We start from the raw sequence: 20,370 nt of genomic DNA on the forward strand, positions 1-20,370 counted from the left end.
GGATTACCCTACTTTTTTTAAAATTTTATTTCACTTCCCAGTAATTCTCTTAGTGTAACAAAGGCTTTGCTCATTCTTCTTTCTACCGCTTTTACTGATATATTAGTCATCTCTGCAATTTCTTTATATGTTTTTTTATCAATTCTACTCAATAAAAATACTTCTCGCTCTTTAGGAGATAGTTTTGAAATACAGAATTCCAATTTTTCTCTAAATTCTTCGGTTTCCATAATAAAATCAGGGCTTTCATGATTTCTGTCATCTCTTGGGGTACTTTCATACCGCAAAACCACTTTTTTATGCGCAAATTCATTAAGAAGTGCATTATTACAAATCTTAAATATCAAAGATTTTGCAGTATTATAGATAATATCAGCACATTGCTTCCATAATTTTACAAATGCATCTTGCACGATATCTTCGGCTTGTTGAAGATTACCACACTTATAATACAAGTGATTTCTCACTGATTCGTAGTGAGTATTGAAAAGACTATCAAAATTCTTTTCTTCGCAAACAGATTTATTTCCTTCAGCCATGTAATGTTAACCTTATTGGAATTTCAAAGCTATTAAAAAAAATCAGAAAAAAGATAGGGTATTTCCGTATTCATCTGTATTATGTTTTAAACCAAATAGTAAGAAGTTTGATAAAAGAAATATTAGTAAAATTCGTACTATTTAGTCAAAAAGTAAATATGCTCTGTTTGTTTTAGTATCTTTAAATAGGTTGTAATCAGGCAAGACTTTAATACTCTTAATCATACCCCTATAATGAAAAAACCTGTCATAATTGTTTTTATATGTTCTTTACTTTTTACAAGCTTAGTGTTTTCTGCTCAGGAGCAAGATACTACAGCTGTTAGACTTACTATTGAAGTTAAGTTAGCACAATCCGATACCGCAAAAATTAAGGCACTTATTGACCTTGGAGACTATCAAATAATCCGAGATTTTAGAAAGGCAGAAAAATATCTGTTACAAGCCTTAGAACTTATTAGTAAAAATAGTACAGAAGTAAAAGAAGTACAATTAGCAACCGTTTATGAAGCATTAGGAATCGTTAGTAAACGAAAAGGCGATTATCCTGAAGCAGTGGAGTACTATTTAAAATCTATGGATCTTTATCACCAATTAAAAGATGACTCCAATATCGCAGATATTTATCACAATTTGGCAATGGTATTTCGGGATCAAAAAGATTACAAAAAATCTATAGAATACTTCAAAAAAACAATCGCTCTTAAAGATAGTTTGAAAGAGGAAACGGGAGTAGCCATCGCCTATAATATGATGGGGGTAGCATATCGGCAATCGAAGCAGATGGATTCAGCTTTTAGTAGTTATCAGAAAGCAAAAACTACATTTTTACGTTTACAAGATGAAGAAAATATTTACAGAGTAAACTCTAATCTTGCAGCCTGGTACCATACACAGAAAGAATACCAAAAAGCCATTGATATTTATAAAGAAAACCTGGATTTTGATATTAAAAATAACAAACAACTTTCCTTGCAAAGAGTACACTACAATATATCATTAAGTTACTTAAGATTATTACAACATGATATCGCTTTATACCATATAAATAAAGCATTAGAAATTGCAACAGAACAAAAAACAAAAGTTAGGATATCAAAGGCACATCAACGAAGAAGCTTGATTTATAAAAAAATGGGTAGGTATCTAGAAGCCTTAGAAGAATATAGAATTTATAAAAAACATTCGGATTCCGTGTTTAATATCGAAAACGCGAAAAAGGTACAAGCATTAGAACTTAATTATCAATTTGATCAGGAAAAGTTGGCGGACAGCTTGCAGTTTGCCAAAGAAAAAAGTGAATTAAAGTTGATTGCCAAAGCCGAAACTGCTGAAAAAAGAATCTATTTCATACTTTTTTTGGTAACTATCGTTGCTGGAATTGTAATTGCCTATCTTATAAGAAGGATCTATAGAAGCAGAGTCAGGTTAGCAGCAGAAGCATTAGAAAAGAATAAGCAAGAATTAACAAGTTTCACCAAACAACTAGTGGCGAAGAGTAAAGAACAAGAAGAATTAACAAAGGAGCTAGACAAACTAAAAGCTGAAGTTGTAGAAAAAAGTTCTTTAAAAAAGCTACAAGAAGTGGCAGCTGAAAAGATTTTAACCAAAGATGATTGGTATAATTTCAAAGAAAAGTTTGTAAGAGCATATCCCTCTTTTTTTGAAAATATCAAACAAAAAGGGTACGAGCTTACACAGTCTGAAGAAAGATTGGTCGCAATGGAAAAATTGGGACTGGATACTCGACAAATTGCTAATATGTTGGCAATATCAGAAGATAGTGTGATGATGAACCGTTACCGCTTGCGAAAAAAAATCGATGCACCCAAAGGAGCTCCAATTCTTGAATATTTTGAAAACTAAAACTAGTTGATTACTATCATATGACATCAATTTTTGATCTTTATAAGATCTATTTTTTTAGCAAATTCATAAGGGATTGAAATCTTAGGGGAATATAATTGCTTTGGGAGGTATCTAAACTTGCTGTATCGATCGCTGATTTCCCAATTAGTAATGATCAAATACTTTTCTTCATAGTCAAGTTATTTTTACAACCACGTATAATGCTGGTTAAGAAGGATAAGTAAGCATATTCAATATATTAGATATGCTAAAACAGCCAATGTAAATCATTGTTTTTCAGAAGATAAAAAGGTTACTAGGTAGTTTTGTAGGGATGTTTGTAGGGGGTGATTCTTTGTGTTGAAGGTGTTCTATGATCTATTTTTACATGATCCAAATCAAGTAATCTAAAGTATATCCGGTAAAATAAAATAGGGTATACCTAGTGTTAATTGTATTAATAATAAGTTTAGAAAACACCCCTAATAAACCTACTTATGAAACAAAACTACCTTACCACTCCAAGTACATTAGTTTTTCCTTATGTGATTTTGATGTTTATGACCGCTGGACTTTTAGCTCAGGTAGTCAACCATCCCTTAGATGGAAATTTGAATGATACTGCGAATAATGTAACAGGAACGTTTCTGGAATGGAGGAACTCTTTTCCAGTGCCGAATTATGCATCAACACCTTCTGGAGGGCAAGGAATAGATCTTACACACGATCAATATTTTTTACTAGACAATTCCTTTCAGTCATTAATAGTGAGTGATGATTCTTTTGAGATAGAGATTGATTTTAGGTATACCTATACAGGCATGGGTAATGGACGTAAACCTATTTATGGTTCTAAACTCACAGGTAATGCGAGTGCTGGTTTGGTGCTCAATGCGCTTAATAATAACGCAACTACATTCAATATCTTTTTAGGATTTGCCGATGATAATTTTGATGAGTCTTCTTTTTTTAAAGTGAATCCTTTACCTCTTAATAAGAATGAAGAAATTAATATAAGTCTAAAGGTAGATTATCAGGCAAGATCGTGGTTTTTTAAAGCCAACGAGGTATTTAATTTTGGTTTTTTTTCAGAGGGTTTTGATATGGACATTTTTAAAAACGCCCTTCAAAACCTTCCTGCGTATATGGGTTGGCAAAAAGATCATGGGTGGGATATGGAGGCTCTTAATTTTGATGGAACGATGATCATAGATCAGTTTAAGTTGCACGTTCCGGCAAGACCTGGAGATGTTATTGCATTACAAACAGCTTTGCAACAAATGACGGATCACATTTTAGGGAATATCAGTTTAACTCAGGCAGAAAAAGATACACACACCAATACCATTATTGTTAATCATCAAAAGAATTATACTAATGCCAAAACTGAAATAGATAATTATCTGGCAGCATTTGAAGCTAATTTTGATGCATTATTTACCAATCGCGCCGTAACACCTAGTTTGTCAAGTTTACTTAATGAACAACAGGTAGCTTACTTTCTAATGCAAGATATCTTTGATAATGAATTTGTAGCAGGAAATATGGCAAATGTGGCAGGTATGAGTTTTAGAGAAGGAAATATTTATCCTGGTCCAGTAAGTAGTGCTGCACCACGTATTACTAATGCTCAACTCGCCATAAATGCAACCTATATTAAAGATCCGGGAATACAGCTTGTACATGGGCATCATGGGGTATTACGTCCTACAGGATATTATGCAGCCCCCGGAGAATTAGTTAGCGTTACTGTACCCACTGCTATGGTCAATCAAGGAATAAAAATTGTAGCAGGTGCTCATAGTAATGAACCTTCTCTAGCAGGTATGCAACGTTTTCAGCGTATTTCTAAAGCAATTGAAATTACGTCTACTACAACACAGATAGCAAACCCCTTTGGAGGCGCTTTATATTTTAGGATTCCCCAGGAAACTACCATAGGTTGGCAAACAGTTACAATTACTGGAGCTGTAAAAGCACCATATTTCAGAATGCTCACCGGGCAACCACAAAATGTAGGTGAATGGATCACTGATCTTACCTATGCATACGTTCCCTGGGCTGATATAGAATCTGATAAAATGATGTTTACATTACCGACGAGTATGGTTGGTATTACTGATGTTACAGATGTAATGCTTAAGTGGGGTGAGATGATCGATCTGGTAAATACAGTCGCCGGAAGACCTTTGACTCCGGTTCGAGCAGAATACGTTCAGGCAGATTGTTCTGGAGGTGTTGGATCTGGAGGATATCCTAAGCGTATGCACGAAAACACCTATGATAAGGCATTACCATCCACCTATTGGAATCCTCTGCGAGTGCTAGAACCCAATTTTGTAGAAACCAATCAGGGATTTATTTTTCATGAATTAGGGCATAATATGCTATTTCCAATCCCTAGAGGACATGCGGAAACCGTGGTGCAAATGTTTTCGGTGCCAAGTTACTTTGTATTGACCAATGATTTAGAAAAATCAATTAGCTATGTCGAGGACGAAACGTACGGAAGAGATACGGGCGCAATTGCCTGGATGATCACTCCGGAATTTAGGAATAATACAGCTATGTTAGATGAGCATGCTAAATATCAAGTACGCGGTGCCGTAAAATGGTTTGATATCGTCGATATGTTTAGTTGGGAAGATCTGGGAAAGTTGAATAAATTCTTTTATGATAAGTGGACAATAGAAGGAGGCTCTCCTCTAGGAAATACACACGTGACTGATTCTGAATATTTGCAAGCAGCTACAGAACGTATTGGATTTAATATGACTCCATTACTCAACTTTTGGGGGATGATACCAACAGCTAACGAAATCAATACCTATGCGTCGTATCAGGCGAGTTGTAAAATATATGATCGCTTATTACATTATAAGAGTTTGGTACCTAAAACACAAGCTGAATTCTTGCCTTGGCGTGATTTATTATTATCAGAAGTAGATCCATATCATCATGCTGAGATCAATGATATTTATAATAATTATGATATTCAAAACATAGGTGATCAAATTATCGCTCAAATCGATTCCTTATTAGCAACTTATTATCCTAACGGAGCTTGCCAAACATTTCAAAATGATGTCAGTTTACGTGCCATTAATAATCCAAATGCTTCACAAACAATTTGTGGTGATATTTCTCCACAATTACTAATAAGAAATAATGGAATAAATGACATAAGTGATATTAATATTATGTATGGTGTAATTGGAGGTGAAACTCATAATTATACTTGGGATGGGATGCTGCAATCTGATGAAGAAACAATTGTAAATCTATCTTCAATTTCAGTAGGATCCGGAAATTTCACGTTAAATGTTGAAGTATCTATAACTAATGACGAGAATAATACTAATGATAACCTTTCACAAAACTTTAGTGCAAATACATCAGGGGATTTTAATGTGATAAATTCTTTTGAAAATCTTCAGGATGAATTAATTGTTCAAAATGGTGTTTGGGAACGAGGTGTTCCAACGGGTTCTGTCTTAAATAATGCAGCAACAGGAACTAAGGTTTACGGCACTAATCTATCTGGGAATTATCCTGCCGATGCAAATGCAAGTTTGCAATCAAATTGTTATGATTTTATACAGATTATTAATCCTGTACTTAAATTTCAAATGGCTTATGACCTTGAGGAGAATTGGGATTGGGCAAATGTTCAGTATTCGATAGATGGTGGGCTAACATGGGAAAATTTGGGTACTGTAAATAGTCAGCCAAACTGGTATAATAGTGATAATGATGGTAGTGAATTTGGTTGTCTAGGTTGTCCGGGAGCGCAATGGACCGGAACAAATACAACTATGACATCGTACGGATATGATTTTGCGGAAAATGCTGTTTTGGGAGAAGCAGATCTTACTAATGAAGATAATATTATGTTTAGAATGACTTTACATTCTGACAATATCTTTAATGAAGAAGGTATTATTTTGGATGATTTTGTAGTTGAAGGTAATGAAGGATTACAAGTCGCTCCAAAAGTGTATTTACAAGGCGCTGCATTAAATCCTGATGTCGGAGAAGAAAATTTAATGCGGGATGACCTGAGAGTTGCTGGATTATTACCAACTACAAGCCCATATGTTGATGCATTAACCTGTAACACAAGTGTTTTTAATGCTGTAGGAAATGATGCTATCGTAGATTGGGTATGGTTAGAGTTAAGAGATGCTAATGATTCATCGGTGATTATCGATAGCAAATCAGCCTTATTGCAACGTGATGGAGACATTGTATCTATAGACGGGACATCTCCTTTAGAGTTTACGCAACCTGGAGCTAACTATTATATAGCAATTATGCACCGTAATCACTTGAATGTACTTTCGGCAAATACCTACAATTTATCCTCTAGCAATACTGTTATTGATCTTTCTTCAAATAACACTTCATTACAAGGAGGAGCTAACTCAGTAATCGATATGAGTAACGGCATTTTTGCCATTATCGTAGGGGACCAAGACGAAAACGGCCAGATACAAAATGCTGATGTCAATGCAGTGATACAAGTATTAGGTAGTTCAGGTTATAACAAAGCCGATATGGATATGAATGGTCAGATCCAGAATACAGACATCAATACATTAATGAACCCTAACCTTGGAAAAGGAGAGCAGTTTTAGAATTTATATAACAATAGAATTAATAAAAATAAAGAAAATCGTGATAGCCCATATTTAGGTATGAACCTACTTTATTAGGTGTCCTAGATAAGATCTAAAATCAGCCGTTTGGATGGGATAACAACTATAAGATTTTTTGATTAGATGTCGATTTTAAAGCATTTGTAATTATTAGTTTACGGCTCAAATTATTGTTTTTTAGATGATTGTGTTTTTTGTAGGGGTATTTGTAGGGGTGCTTTTTTCTTTAAAAATTCATACATGACATACTTTTGCTTCACCTTAATCTTAAAATACTTAAAACCTATGAACCCCTTATGCATTTCTACACGACCAGATATGAGTTTAAAGTTTTTTAACCTTTTATCGAAAACCTAAAAATAAAAATAGGGTATTTCGAAACCTACCTGTAATAGGATTAACTCAGGTGATCAAAATCGCTTGGTCATTACAAATAATAAACCTATAAAGCCCCTTTATGATGAAAAAAATTACTCCTTTAGTATTAGCAACCTACTTTAATCATTTCTTCTGCAAGTTTTTGCCTTCGCGAAGTAGTATGTATTTCCAAACGATACATATAGATTAAATCCAGTTTATCAATAGATCAAGAATCAATAATCATGGATTACATGAATTGTTGATATGGAAAACCTATATAAAAAATCAATTCTTTTAACCCCTTTTTACCATGAAACAATGTTACAAATCAACGTTTACTTTTAGACAAACATATGTTACAATGCTGCTTTTCTTAGCAGGAATCTTTAATTCTTTTGCCCAAACTTCACCAGAGGTAGAACCCAATAACACAGTGTCTGAGGCCGTTGCTTCCTCTCAGAATCGAATTTTCGAACCTACAACCCTTACAGGAACCGTTTCTTCAGGGGATGATGATTATTTCCTGATCGGCTATGACTTCTCCATGAGTTTTCCTCAAGAGTTCAGGTGGTGGGTCTATTTTGATGGCAATATACCAAATGGAATAACCGTAGAAAGAGGAGTGATTGATAGCCCTACAGGGCTTTATGCCGGAACAGAATCGTCTTTATCTACACCTTTTACACATTGTGGTACGTTTTCTTATACTTCTTCATTTACGAATAAGTATACTTTCTTAAGGATCAGATCAACAGACGGTACAAGCCAGAGCTATTCCGTTACTATTAAAGAGAAAGACGCAGCAGTGACTTCATGTTTTAGTGCTGCAGCACCAAATCAGGACGTGATTGTGCCTTGTTTAGCTCCTACGGCAACAACACTCTCTGGAACTACGCGGACAAGTACTACTAGTCTACAATTAAATAGTTTTCCTACCGTAAGTGATGCGGATGGTTATATTGTTCAAATTTCTGATAACGGTACGTTTTCTAGTTTATCTAATCAATACGATGAAGCCTACACAGGTACACCAAATACAGTCTTTGGAGGTTCCGGAAATCAGGTAGTAGCAAATCTTATTTCTCCTAGTGCGGTTGATGTATCCGGTTTGAGTCAAGGTACAAATTATACCTTCAAGGTGACACCTTACTCAAACTGTTTGAGTTTCTATAAAATGGGTGCTGGTATAACAACTACTCCCTCTCAGACTTGTGGTGTAGTTCCTTCAGCACCAACAAGTCTTACAGCTATTTCATCTTCACCAACATCGATTACCTTACAGTCTATTGGTGCGGCTTCTGGTGGAGCTACAGGGTATATCACTTATCTTAATGATAACAATACGTTTATAGCACCTACTTCTATTCCTTCTGCCAACACTATCTATAATGGAACTGGGCAGCAAGCTATTAATGTAGGAAGTTCTACCTCTCCTAATACAACCATTAGTGGCACGGGAATTATTTCAGAAAATACTTATTACATGAGAAGTTATGCATACGAAACATGTGATGGCATCAATTATATAGAAACAACAGGAGTAAGTAGTTCAATAACAATTTGCGCAGGTGCTCCAGATACTTCTCCAACAATACTTTCGCTAACTGATATAAGTCATAGTTCCATAAGCCTTTCTTCTATTTCTTCTGTAGCTGATGCCGATGGATATTTAGTATTAATGAATACGACCAATAATTTTACAAATCCTTCTAATGGAGTATTGCCAAGTGCAAATACAGTGTATGCAGGAAGTGGTGAACAAGTAGTATATGTTGGAACTTCTTCGACAATCAATACCTCAATTACAAATCTGGATAATAGTAACGGAGGAGTAACATATTATTTCAAAGCATTTGCATACAGAAATTGTGAAAGTAATGGTTTTTTTGAATCTACCGGTGTAGAAGTTAATGCTGCCACATTAGGTGCCGTGCAAACTGTCGCTAGTGATGCTGTCTTTTTTGAAGTAGGAGATACATTTATGGATTTAAAATCTTTTACGGGAGCAGCAGGAGTCACAGGACATGTAATTAAAATGAATATAACGAATTCTTTCACTGCTCCAGCAGATGGAAGTGCTTCGTTACCTGGTGCAAGTACTACGTACTCAGGAGGTGAGCAAGTGGTATATGCTGGTACATCTGTAGATCCGGATATTCGAATTTCCGGACTCTCTGCCTCTACCACGTATTACTTTACGATATATACATATTCTGAAATTGATGGTGTAATCTTTTATAATACGACAGGTTATGCATTTTCGCAAGAAAATGTAAAACCTAGTCCTACGCTGACTCTTAATGATATTATAAAAACATATGGCGATGCTACTTTTAATGCAGTTGCTTCTTCAAATTCTGGCGGTGATCTTACGTATTCCTTAGTAAGTCAAATCAATGGAGGAAGTGCCGTGGCTACAAATGGTACAGTTACCGTAGGTAATGCAGGAACTGTAATTATCCAAGTAGATCAAGCTGCTACTTCAAATTATAATTCTGGTACGGTACAAGCAACAATGACGATTAATAAAGCGGATCCAATCATTCAATTCAACCCTGTTACGGTTCCCTCGGGTTCTCCTAATCAAGTACTTTCGGCAACTGCTCAAGTTGTAGGTTCAGGAGCAAGTGCTTCTACAGGTACTATTAGTTATACTATAGAAGGTGGTGCGCCAAATGGGAATACCTTATCTGGAGCTAATAATTCTGTATGGACAGTTGGTGATGGAGGTGTTTTTACCATCAGAGCTACAATTGCCGAGGATGCTAATTACAATATGGGTGTCCAGGATGCATTATTTACAGTTACAGTACCATCACCAGCACTACACTTTGAGCAAGTGGTAAACTTTACAGATTATGATTATCTATCAGTGCCAGATGATAATTCATTAGATTTTACAGACCATTTTACTTATGAGGCATGGGTGAATTTTGAACAATTAAACGTTTCTAATGCAGGGTTTGGTTGGAGAGCACTATTTGCAAAATCTAGATATGTAGATAGCTATGGCTTAATGGTCTATGCTCCATCAAAATTAATGCGTTTTTATCATACTGGTTTTGGAAATGGTTTTACTGATTATACTTGGTCAGATTTAACTGCTGGTAGTTGGCATCATGTTGCGGTAAAGTTGGATGGTACTAATAATAAAGCGTCTATTTTAATTGATGGTATAGAAGTGGCTTCTAGTACAGATGCTGGTACAGGTGAATTACCAACTAATGCTGAACCACTTTTAATTGGAGCAAGTAGAAATGCAATTAATGATCCTTATCCATTTGATGGAGCAATGGATGAAATTAGGTTTTGGAACGTTGCTAGAACGAATGCTGAAATTGACGATTATAAAAATGTAGAGCTTCAAGGCTCAGAATCGGGACTTGTATTGTATTATAATTTTAGCGAAGGAACCATCAATGGTGACAACACAGGAATAACACAGGTGCCAGATCAAAGTAATGCCGGGAATCATGCAACTTTTAACAGGTTTGCCTTAACAGGAACACAAAGTAACTATGTGGATGGTTCTGGAATTGGATTTACACCTCGTCTATCTCAAGTCATTACATTCAATGCATTAAGCGATAAAACTTTCGGTGACCCAACATTTGATTTAGCAGCAATCTCAAGTTCTGGTTTGCCTATAACTTATGAGAGTTCAGATACTTCAGTGGCAACCATTTCAGGAAATACAGTGACAATTGTAGGAGGAGGAAACGTTAATATCACAGCTTTACAAATTGGAACTTCTAATTACTTGCCAGCACCAAATGTAGTGCAGAGTTTAACGGTAAATAGAGCATCGCAAACAATCACTTTTGATGCATTAGCTGATGTAGCCTTTGGAGATGCGGATTTTGACCTTACTGTATCTGGAGGAGCTTCGGGTAATGCAGTTACATTTATGAGCTCTGATACCGGTGTGGTAACAATCTCAGGAAATACAGTAAGTATTGTTGGTGTTGGAACTATTGATATCACTGCTTCTCAGGATGGTAATGATGATTACGATGTAGCTCCGAACGTTGTACAATCCCTAACTGTAAATGCAGGAATGATCCTAGTGTCTCCCAAAATATACTTGCAAGGAGCAGCAACCAATCCTAATACTGGAGAAGAAACATTAATGAGAGATGATCTTAGAACCGGTGGAATGATTCCTACTACAAGCCCTTATGCTGATGCACTTGTGTTAGATTCGGCTGTATTAGCCGTAACAGGAGCTGATGCCATTGTAGATTGGATATGGATTGAATTAAGAGAAGCCAATGATAATACAGTATTTGTAGAAGGTAAATCAGCTTTATTACAGCGTGATGGTGATATTGTGAACGTTGATGGAGTATCATCAGTGTCTTTCGTTCTATCAGCCGATGATTACTATATAGCAATTAAACACCATAATCACTTAGGCGTACTTTCTATAAATACCCATTATTTATCATCAAGCAACCCTATTGTTGATCTTTCTTCAAACAATACTTCATTACAAGGATCAGCTAACGCTGTAATTGATATGGGTGATGGGGTCTTTGCTATCCCTGTAGGAGATCAGGACGAGAATGGTCAGATCCAAAATGCTGATGTCAATGCAGTCATACAAGTATTAGGAGGATCAGGATATAGCAAAGCTGATATGGATATGAACGGTCAAATCCAGAATACAGACATCAATACATTAATGAACCCTAACCTTGGTAAAGGAGAACAGTTTTAAACCTTTTATCGAAAAAAGTAAAATAAAAATAGGGTGTCTCAAAACTTGACTGTATTAACTGAAATCACCCATAAGAAATTATTGAAATTTATAAAACTAATAATCCTTAAAACCCCTTAAACAAATACAATATGAAACACAATTATTACAGATTTATTAAGAACTTAACCTTGACACTAGCCCTAGTGTCAGGATTGATCAGTGTGCAGGCACAGGATATCCTTTTTACCTTTGCCAATGCACAAAACACCAATGACGGAGTCGATGATTTCTACGAAGTAGATGTATTGATCGAAAGTACTGTAGATTTCAAACTAGGATCAGGTCAGCTGTATTTTAACTATAATTCCGAGGCTTTCGGAATTAACATTGACGGAGATACTTCAGCAGTTCCTCCAATACCTGATGTTTCAGAATATACGCAACCCGTGGGTTCTATTACTGGAGCTACTTTATTCGGAGGTGCTTTAAACGTTTATAATGGTTTTGTTGATAATAACAATACCAATACTCGATATTCTGTTTCCTTTCAACAAGGTGTTAATGTAAGTCTAATGGACACTCAAAGTGATGTGACTAGTACACCAAAGCTTTTATTTCATTTAAAGATAAAGTATCAGGATATTACAAAAGATCCTATGTTTACTTTTGAAGAAGCAGCTCTTTTTGGAGGTCAATTTGTAATTGCCTGTGAAGGTATTCCTTGTTCTGGGACTGTTATATCTGCTGCGAACGATACCTTTGATTCTTCAGGAGCAGAAATTGATACGACGCCACCTGTAGTTACTCTACTAGGAAATGCTACTGAGACTGTTGAGGCCGGAAGTACCTATGCTGATGCAGGAGCTACTGCACTGGACAATGTGGATGGGGATATTACAGCAAATATTGTTATAGCAAATCCGGTGGACACTGCGGTGCCTGGATTATATATAGTAACATATAATGTAAGTGATGCTGTCGGAAATGCCGCAGTAGAAGTAACCCGTGAAGTAACAGTAGTGGACACGACTGCACCAACCATTGTATTAAACGGTTCCGCTACTATAACTGTAGAAGCGGGAAGTACCTATACTGATGCTGGCGCTACAGCTAGTGATATTGTTGATGGAGATCTTACAGCAAATATTGTGGTGGTTAACCCTGTGGATACTTCAGTACCAGGAGTATATACTGTAACATATAATGTAAGTGATGCAGCAACGAATGCTGCTGTAGAGGTTACCAGAGAAGTAACTGTTTCGGATACAACAGCTCCAGTGATTGCCTTAGACGGTTTAGCTACTTTAACTGTAGAAGCAGGAAGTACCTATGCTGATGCTGGCGCTACAGCCAGTGATTCTTTCGACGGAGACCTAACCGCGGGTATTGTAGTAGTAAACCCAGTGAATACTTCAGTACCTGGAGTATACACAGTAACCTATAATGTAAGTGATGCAGCAATGAACGCTGCTGTAGAGGTTACCAGAGAAGTAACCGTTTCGGATACTACAATTCCTGTAGTAGCATTAAATGGTTCCGCTACTATAACTGTAGAAGCAGGAAGTACTTATGCTGATGCTGGTGCTACGGCAAGTGATTCTTTCGATGGAGATCTTACTGCAAGTATTGTAGTAGTAAATCCAGTGAATACTTCAGTACCTGGAGTATACACAGTAACATATAACGTAAGTGATGCAGCAATGAATGCTGCTGTAGAGGTTACTAGAGAAGTAACTGTTTCCGATACCACAATTCCGGTAATCGCTTTAAATGGTTCAGCTACTGTGACTGTAGAAGCAGGTAGCCCTTATACGGATGCTGGTGCTATCGCAAGTGATTCCTTTGATGGAAATATTACAGCAAATATTGTAACGGTAAATCCAGTGAACACTTCTGTGGCTGGAGTATATACAGTAACCTATAATGTTAGTGACGCAGCAGGAAATAATGCAGTAGAGGTTACAAGAGAAGTTACGGTGACGGATACTACGGTACCTGTAATTACGGTATTGGGTGGTCCTATTGAATTTGTTGAAGCAGGAAGCACATATACGGATGCTGGTGCTACCGCAAGTGATTCCTTTGATGGAAATATTACAGCAAATATTGTAACGGTAAATCCGGTGAACACTTCTATTCCTGGATCTTATACAGTAACCTATAATGTTAGTGATGCCGCTGGAAATGCAGCTGCCCAACAAACTCGTTTAGTGTTTGTACAAGATGATACCCCTCCTGTAATTGCTTTAAATGGTGCTGCAACTATAACTGTAGAAGCAGGAAGTACTTATACGGATGCGGGAGCTACCGCTAGTGATTCATTTGACGGAGATATTACAGCAGATATCGTAACTGTAAATCCAGTGAACACTGCGGTGCCCGGAGTTTATACAATTACCTATAATGTAAGTGATGCAGCAATGAATGCTGCTGTAGAGGTTACAAGAGAAGTAACCGTTTCGGATACTACTATTCCAGTAATTGCATTAAATGGTTCAGCGACTGTAACTGTAGAAGCTGGAAGTACCTATGCTGATGCTGGCGCTACCGCTAGTGATTCTTTTGATGGAGATATCACTGCAGACATTGTAACCGTAAATCCGGTAAACACTTCTGTTCCTGGCATGTATACAGTAACTTATAATGTAGAAGATAATGGAGGAAATATGGCTGTAGAGATTACTAGAGAAGTAAACGTGATAGATACCACTGCACCAGTAATTATACCTAATGGGGTACCAGTTGTAACTGTGGAGGCAGGAAATACATATGTAGATGCCGGAGCCACCGCAAGTGATATAGTAGATGGTGATCTTACTGCTAGTATTGTAGTGATAAACTCTGTAAATACATTAATCCCTGGATCATATTCAGTTACATACGATGTGACTGATGCCGCTGGTAATGATGCCATACAAATAGTTCGTATCGTAAACGTAGTAGATACTACAGTTCCAGTGATTAGCTTAACAGGAGCGAATCCACAAACTATTGAATTAGGAGCTGGATACTCAGAATTAGGAGCTACCACAGATGATGGATCAGGAGTAGTAATCGATGCATCTGCTTTTATGGATGCAGTAGGAAGCTATAATGTTACCTATAATGCAACGGATGCTTCAGGAAATAATGCTATAGAAATAGTACGTGTAGTAAATGTAATAGATACGACTGCACCAATAATTACCTTAACCGGAGCGAATCCACAAACAATTCAATTAGGAGCTGGATATTCTGAATTAGGTGCTACTACCGATGATGGATCAGCCGTAGTAATCGATGCTTCTGCTTTTGTAGATGCAGTAGGAAGTTACAATGTGACCTATAATGCAACGGATGCTTCGGGAAATAATGCAGTAGAAGTAGTAAGAATTGTAAACGTAGTTGATACTGCAGCACCGATAATCTCTTTAACTGGAGCCAACCCGCAAATGATTGAAAGAGGTAATAGTTATTCTGAATTAGGAGCTACAACTAATGATGGATCAGCCGTAGTAATCGATGCTTCAGCAGTAAATACAAATGTAACAGGAAGTTATAATGTTACTTATAACGCAACAGATACTTTTGGTAATAATGCAATAGAAGTAATTCGTATAGTAAACGTAGTGGATACGACTGCACCAATAATTACCTTAACCGGAGCAAATCCACAAACAATTCAGCTAGGAGCTGGGTATTCTGAATTAGGTGCTACTACCGATGATGGATCAGCTGTAGTAATCGATGCATCTGCTTTTATGGATGCAGTAGGAAGCTATAATGTAACTTACAATGCTATGGATGCTTCAGGAAACAATGCAGTAGAAGTAATAAGAACTGTAAATGTTGTAGACGTTACCGGACCGATAATAACTTTAATCGGGGCAAATCCACAGACAATTGAATTAGGAGCTGGATATTCTGAATTAGGAGCAACTACGAATGATGGATCTGCTGTAGTAATCGATGCTTCTGCTTTTATGGATGCAGTAGGAAGTTACAACGTAACCTATAATGCAGTGGATGCCTCAGGAAACAATGCTGTAGAAGTTGTAAGAACTGTAAATGTAGTAGATACCACTGCACCTATAATATCCTTAATAGGGGCCAATCCACAGGAAATTGAATTAGGAGCTGCATATTCTGAATTAGGTGCTACTACCGATGATGGATCAGCAGTTGTAATTGATGCATCCGCAGTAGATGTAAACATTGTTGGGAGTTATAGTGTAACCTATAACGCTACAGACGCATCAGGTAATAATGCAGTAGAAGTGATTAGAACTGTAAATGTAGTGCCATTATTAAGTGTAGAAGATAATGAGCTGGCATTAATTAAACTATATCCTAATCCGGTGTCAGACAGATTTGTTATTTCCGGAATTTCCCAACAAGTTGATGCTGTAACCATATATTCAATGGAAGGTAGATTAGTAAAAAGTATTGACAACTATAGTTCAGAAACTATAAATGTAGCTCAACTTCAAGGAGGAGTATATCTGGTAAGAATTACTCTAGGAAGTGCAGTAAAAACAATACAGTTCTTAAAGAAAAATTAAATTGACTGGAATGCACCAATAAATGTTAGTTAGAGAAAATCGCCGACCTGCTCAATTAAGGTCGGTGAATTTTCAAAAAAACTAGAAACACTACCAACTATGAAGAAAACATTAGAAAAATATAGGCTGGTTTTAACATTACTAGCCCTGTACACCCTATTGTTTATGGGGGTTTTAGAAATGATAAAAAGATAATATTATTTCTTGTCTTTATACCTCTTTACAAATAATTTAAATAAGAAATAGTTACAATACATCACGGAAAAAGGGGCCGTGATATGCATTGAATTTGCAGGATATATTGGGGTTGTTCATAGCGACCCCATATGTTTAAACTACAAAACAATATAAACCTATTATAGAATGAAAAAAATTATATGCTTTTTAATAGCTGCCTTATGTTATGGGATTGGATTTTCTCAAACCTTTAATTACCAGGCAGTAGTGAGAAATGCAACCGGAGACCCTGTTACTAATCAGTCAATAGGAGTTTTGGTTCGAATTATAGAAGGAAGCGCAACAGGAAGTGTTGTGTATAACGAAGCACATACAGTGACCTCAAGTGATCAGGGAGTGATTACTTTCCTTGTTGGAGGAGGAACGTCAGGAGCTAATTTTCTGGCAATCGATTGGAGTAAACAAAATCAGTGGATCGATGTTCAGGTTGATATTACTGGTGGAACTAGCTATGTATCAATTGGAACTTCAAAACTACAATTTGTGCCTTATGCAATGTATGCGTTGAACAGTAATAATGCAACAAACGCGGGGCCTTTTGATTATACTGCAGGAGTAGTAAGTAACGCTAACGGTAATATTTTTACAGATGATTTTGTATTTGGATCATCACAACTGGATGCCAATGGTTCTTTTAACGCAAGTTTTAATAATCGTATGTTCTTTGATAAAAGTAAAGCAGCTTTCCGTGCAGGGTATACACCGCAGGATGAATGGGATGAAGCTAATGTCGGTCAGTATTCGGTAGCATTTGGAGAAAGTGCTATGGCAAGCGGGACTAACTCATTTGCCATGGGACGCAATGCCAATGCCACAGGTAATGAAGCCTTTGCTTTTGGTATCAATGCCGGCGGTTTTGCAGATTATGCACGTGGTTTTGGTCCCAATGCACGAGCTAATGGAGTGAATTCTACTGCAATTGGTAGACAACTAAACGCTAACTCCATGGCCGAAATTCAGTTAGGACAGTACAGTAATTTTGTTTCTGGATCTTTAGATACCTGGGTACCTACGGATCGTTTATTTGTCATTGGTAATGGACAAGAAGATATTAATCTAGCTTTAAATAGCGATGCACTGGTAATGCTTAAAAATGGTAACACAACATTAAATGGAATGTTGACTATTGATGGTGATAACCAGGGAGCAGGAACTTCATTTACATTTCCAGGACAAGATGGTACCGCTAATCAGATTATGCAAACAGACGGAGCGGGGAATGTATCTTGGGTAACTCCAGCAGCAGATGCAATCCCAAATGGAGGAAATAACGGAGAAGTACTTTCCACAGACGGTTCAGGTGTTTTATCCTGGATTAATAATGATATATTACCTGTTGGTGGTACCAATGGATTTGTATTAAGTACAGATGGATCCGGAAATTATTCCTGGATTACCTCTGATGATGCTGATGCCGATGCAACTAATGAGATCGAATTACCTACCGGTGGAAACAACGGACAAGTATTAGCTACAGACGGTAGTGGCGTATACAGTTGGGTAGATCAACCTGCAATTCCAACCGCTGTATTTTCTACAACAAGTAATGTGACCAGTAATGCACCGGGAACTATTGCTACAGATGATTTTGTTTTTGGAAGCACACAATTAGATAACCTTACGGGAGCTGATGATAACTCCAGAATGTTTTATGATAAAAGTAGAGGAGCATTCAGAGCAGGAAATATGGTTGATGGTATTGGTGGTTTTGACGAAGCTAATTTAGGATTATTTTCTGTTGGTTTCGGACAAGTAAATAGAGCAACCGGATGGTATTCAGCAACGATGGGTATCAATAACATTTCATCTGGATTGGGTAGTTTTACCGCGGGAGATTCTAATGTTGCTTCAGGAAGTCAATCAGTTGCACTCGGTAGTAATAATACAGCTTCAGGAGTACAAACTTTCACTTTTGGTCGCAATCTTACAGCGGAGAGTGTGGGACAGGTTAGTTTAGGGTATTTAAACACAGCAGCTGCAGGAAATGCCAATGCTTATATAGATACAGATCGTTTGTTTGTGATTGGTAATGGAATCTCAGACATTGACGGTGTTGTTAGATCTGATGCGTTAGTGATGCTAAAAAATGGAAATACTGCATTTTCAGGTAATGTTGGCGTAGGTACTACAACACCAGAAACCACCTATGCATTGAATGTAAACGGAGACTTGAACTATTCTGGTACGTTAACCAATATTTCAGACCGTCGTTACAAAAAGAATATTGAATCTTTATCTGGTAGTTTAGACAAAATTCTTAAAACCGAAGGAGTTCAGTATAAAATGAGAAAAGACGAATTCCCGGATATGAAATTTGCAGACGGTACACAATACGGTGTAATTGCACAGGAAATCGAAAAGACCTTCCCTAATCTGGTAACTACTAATGACAATGGATATAAAAGTGTAAACTATACAGGATTGATTCCTGTTTTAGTAGAAGCACTTAAAGAACAACAACAATTGATTCAACAACAGCAATCCGAAATCACAGAATTAAAAGCTGAAGTTTCTACGGCTTCTAATTTAGAAAAACGCCTTCAGGCTTTAGAAGCAGTTGTAAAAAGTCAGGTAACTTATAAAAAGAACTAGTTATGAAGAAGATTTTTCTAACAATACTAGGTGCATGTACATTCTTTAGTACACAAGCCCAAAGCATAGAAAGACAAGTAATCAGTTCAGGAGGTAACACCATCACTAATGGTGGTGTTACCCTTGACTACACCATAGGAGAACTGGCTGTAACTACCATTACCAATGGTACTACTACCTTAACTCAAGGATTTCAACAGGCTACGCTACAATTAGCGATTAAGATCAATCCGGTAGTGTTTCTGCAAGGCGCTGCCATCAACCCAAATACGGGTGAAGAAACACTGATGCGTGATGATTTAAGAGTTGCAGCGACAATACCAACTACATCACCCTATGCAGATGTAGCAACTACCTTAGCAACTGTTTTTGATGTAACAGGAGCTGATGCTATTGTAGATTGGGTATGGATTGAGTTACGTGATAAAAATGATGCCAATACGGTACTTGCTTCAACTTCAGCCTTACTACAACGCGATGGAGATATTGTGACTGCCGATGGTACATCAGGTCTTGAATTCGAATTACCTGAAGATAATTATTATGTAATGGTATCTCATCGTAACCACCTGGCGATTCTTACTGCCAATACAGTTGCGCTATCTTCTACGGTAGCAACCTTGGATTTTAGTGCTTCTAATACAGTAGCGCAAGGTGGTGCCAATGCTGTAGTAGATTTGGGTACCGGTGTATTTGCTATGTTAGGTGGTGATTTTGATGAGAACGGACAGGTTCAAAACTCAGATATCAATGCTGTTGTATTGTTATTAGGAGGATCGGGATATTCACTCGCAGATATGGATATGAATAGCCAAATTCAAAACACTGATATCAATAATGTCATGAATTCCAATCTAGGAAAAGGAGAGCAATTTTAGATGAATTTGCCAAAA

Annotated in this window: 7 protein-coding genes; 6 read left to right on the forward strand and 1 reads right to left on the reverse strand. The window is 36.9% G+C overall.

Annotated elements, in window-relative coordinates:
- Positions 1-17 precede the first annotated feature (17 nt).
- Positions 18-539, reverse strand: a complete 522-nt coding sequence (locus tag Q0910_RS11335; protein WP_299216134.1) for an RNA polymerase sigma factor — start codon at positions 537-539, stop codon at positions 18-20.
- 234 nt (positions 540-773) lie between these two features.
- Between Q0910_RS11335 and Q0910_RS11340 the strand changes: the two genes are divergently transcribed.
- The 6 genes from Q0910_RS11340 (at position 774) to Q0910_RS11365 (ending at position 20,355) form a co-directional block, all read left to right on the forward strand.
- Positions 774-2,405 (forward strand): tetratricopeptide repeat protein, encoded by a 1,632-nt coding sequence (locus tag Q0910_RS11340; protein ID WP_299216137.1) that lies wholly within the window; start codon positions 774-776, stop codon positions 2,403-2,405.
- A 479-nt stretch (positions 2,406-2,884) separates the two neighbouring features.
- Positions 2,885-7,024 (forward strand): M60 family peptidase N-terminal accessory domain-containing protein, encoded by a 4,140-nt coding sequence (locus tag Q0910_RS11345; RefSeq protein WP_299216140.1) that lies wholly within the window; start codon positions 2,885-2,887, stop codon positions 7,022-7,024.
- A gap of 742 nt (positions 7,025-7,766) precedes the next feature.
- Positions 7,767-12,125 carry a LamG domain-containing protein gene (locus Q0910_RS11350; protein WP_299216143.1) on the forward strand — a complete coding sequence of 1,453 codons (4,359 nt, stop codon included), beginning with the start codon at positions 7,767-7,769 and terminating at the stop codon, positions 12,123-12,125.
- Positions 12,126-12,256: 131 nt separating this feature from the next.
- Entirely contained in the window at positions 12,257-16,648 is a 4,392-nt protein-coding gene (locus Q0910_RS11355) for an immunoglobulin-like domain-containing protein (RefSeq protein ID WP_299216146.1), read from the forward strand.
- Between the two features lie 363 nt (positions 16,649-17,011).
- On the forward strand, positions 17,012-19,477 hold the full coding sequence (locus Q0910_RS11360) for a tail fiber domain-containing protein (protein WP_299216149.1): 2,466 nt from the start codon (positions 17,012-17,014) through the stop codon (positions 19,475-19,477).
- A 2-nt stretch (positions 19,478-19,479) separates the two neighbouring features.
- Positions 19,480-20,355, forward strand: coding sequence for a hemagglutinin protein (locus Q0910_RS11365; protein ID WP_299216152.1), 876 nt, complete (start codon positions 19,480-19,482; stop codon positions 20,353-20,355).
- The last annotated feature ends 15 nt before the right edge of the window (positions 20,356-20,370 follow it).

Origin of the sequence: uncultured Aquimarina sp. (assembly GCF_947495315.1) — a bacterium.
Classification (GTDB): domain Bacteria; phylum Bacteroidota; class Bacteroidia; order Flavobacteriales; family Flavobacteriaceae; genus Aquimarina.

Excerpts from the sequence above, each read along its gene's own strand:
- Q0910_RS11340 (WP_299216137.1), top strand. The coding sequence starts at position 774 with ATGAAAAAACCTGTCATAATTGTTTTTATATGTTCTTTACTTTTTACA.
- Q0910_RS11360 (WP_299216149.1), top strand. The coding sequence starts at position 17,012 with ATGAAAAAAATTATATGCTTTTTAATAGCTGCCTTATGTTATGGGATT.
- Q0910_RS11335 (WP_299216134.1), bottom strand. The coding sequence starts at position 539 with ATGGCTGAAGGAAATAAATCTGTTTGCGAAGAAAAGAATTTTGATAGT.
- Q0910_RS11350 (WP_299216143.1), top strand. The coding sequence starts at position 7,767 with ATGCTGCTTTTCTTAGCAGGAATCTTTAATTCTTTTGCCCAAACTTCA.
- Q0910_RS11345 (WP_299216140.1), top strand. The coding sequence starts at position 2,885 with ATGAAACAAAACTACCTTACCACTCCAAGTACATTAGTTTTTCCTTAT.
- Q0910_RS11365 (WP_299216152.1), top strand. The coding sequence starts at position 19,480 with ATGAAGAAGATTTTTCTAACAATACTAGGTGCATGTACATTCTTTAGT.
- Q0910_RS11355 (WP_299216146.1), top strand. The coding sequence starts at position 12,257 with ATGAAACACAATTATTACAGATTTATTAAGAACTTAACCTTGACACTA.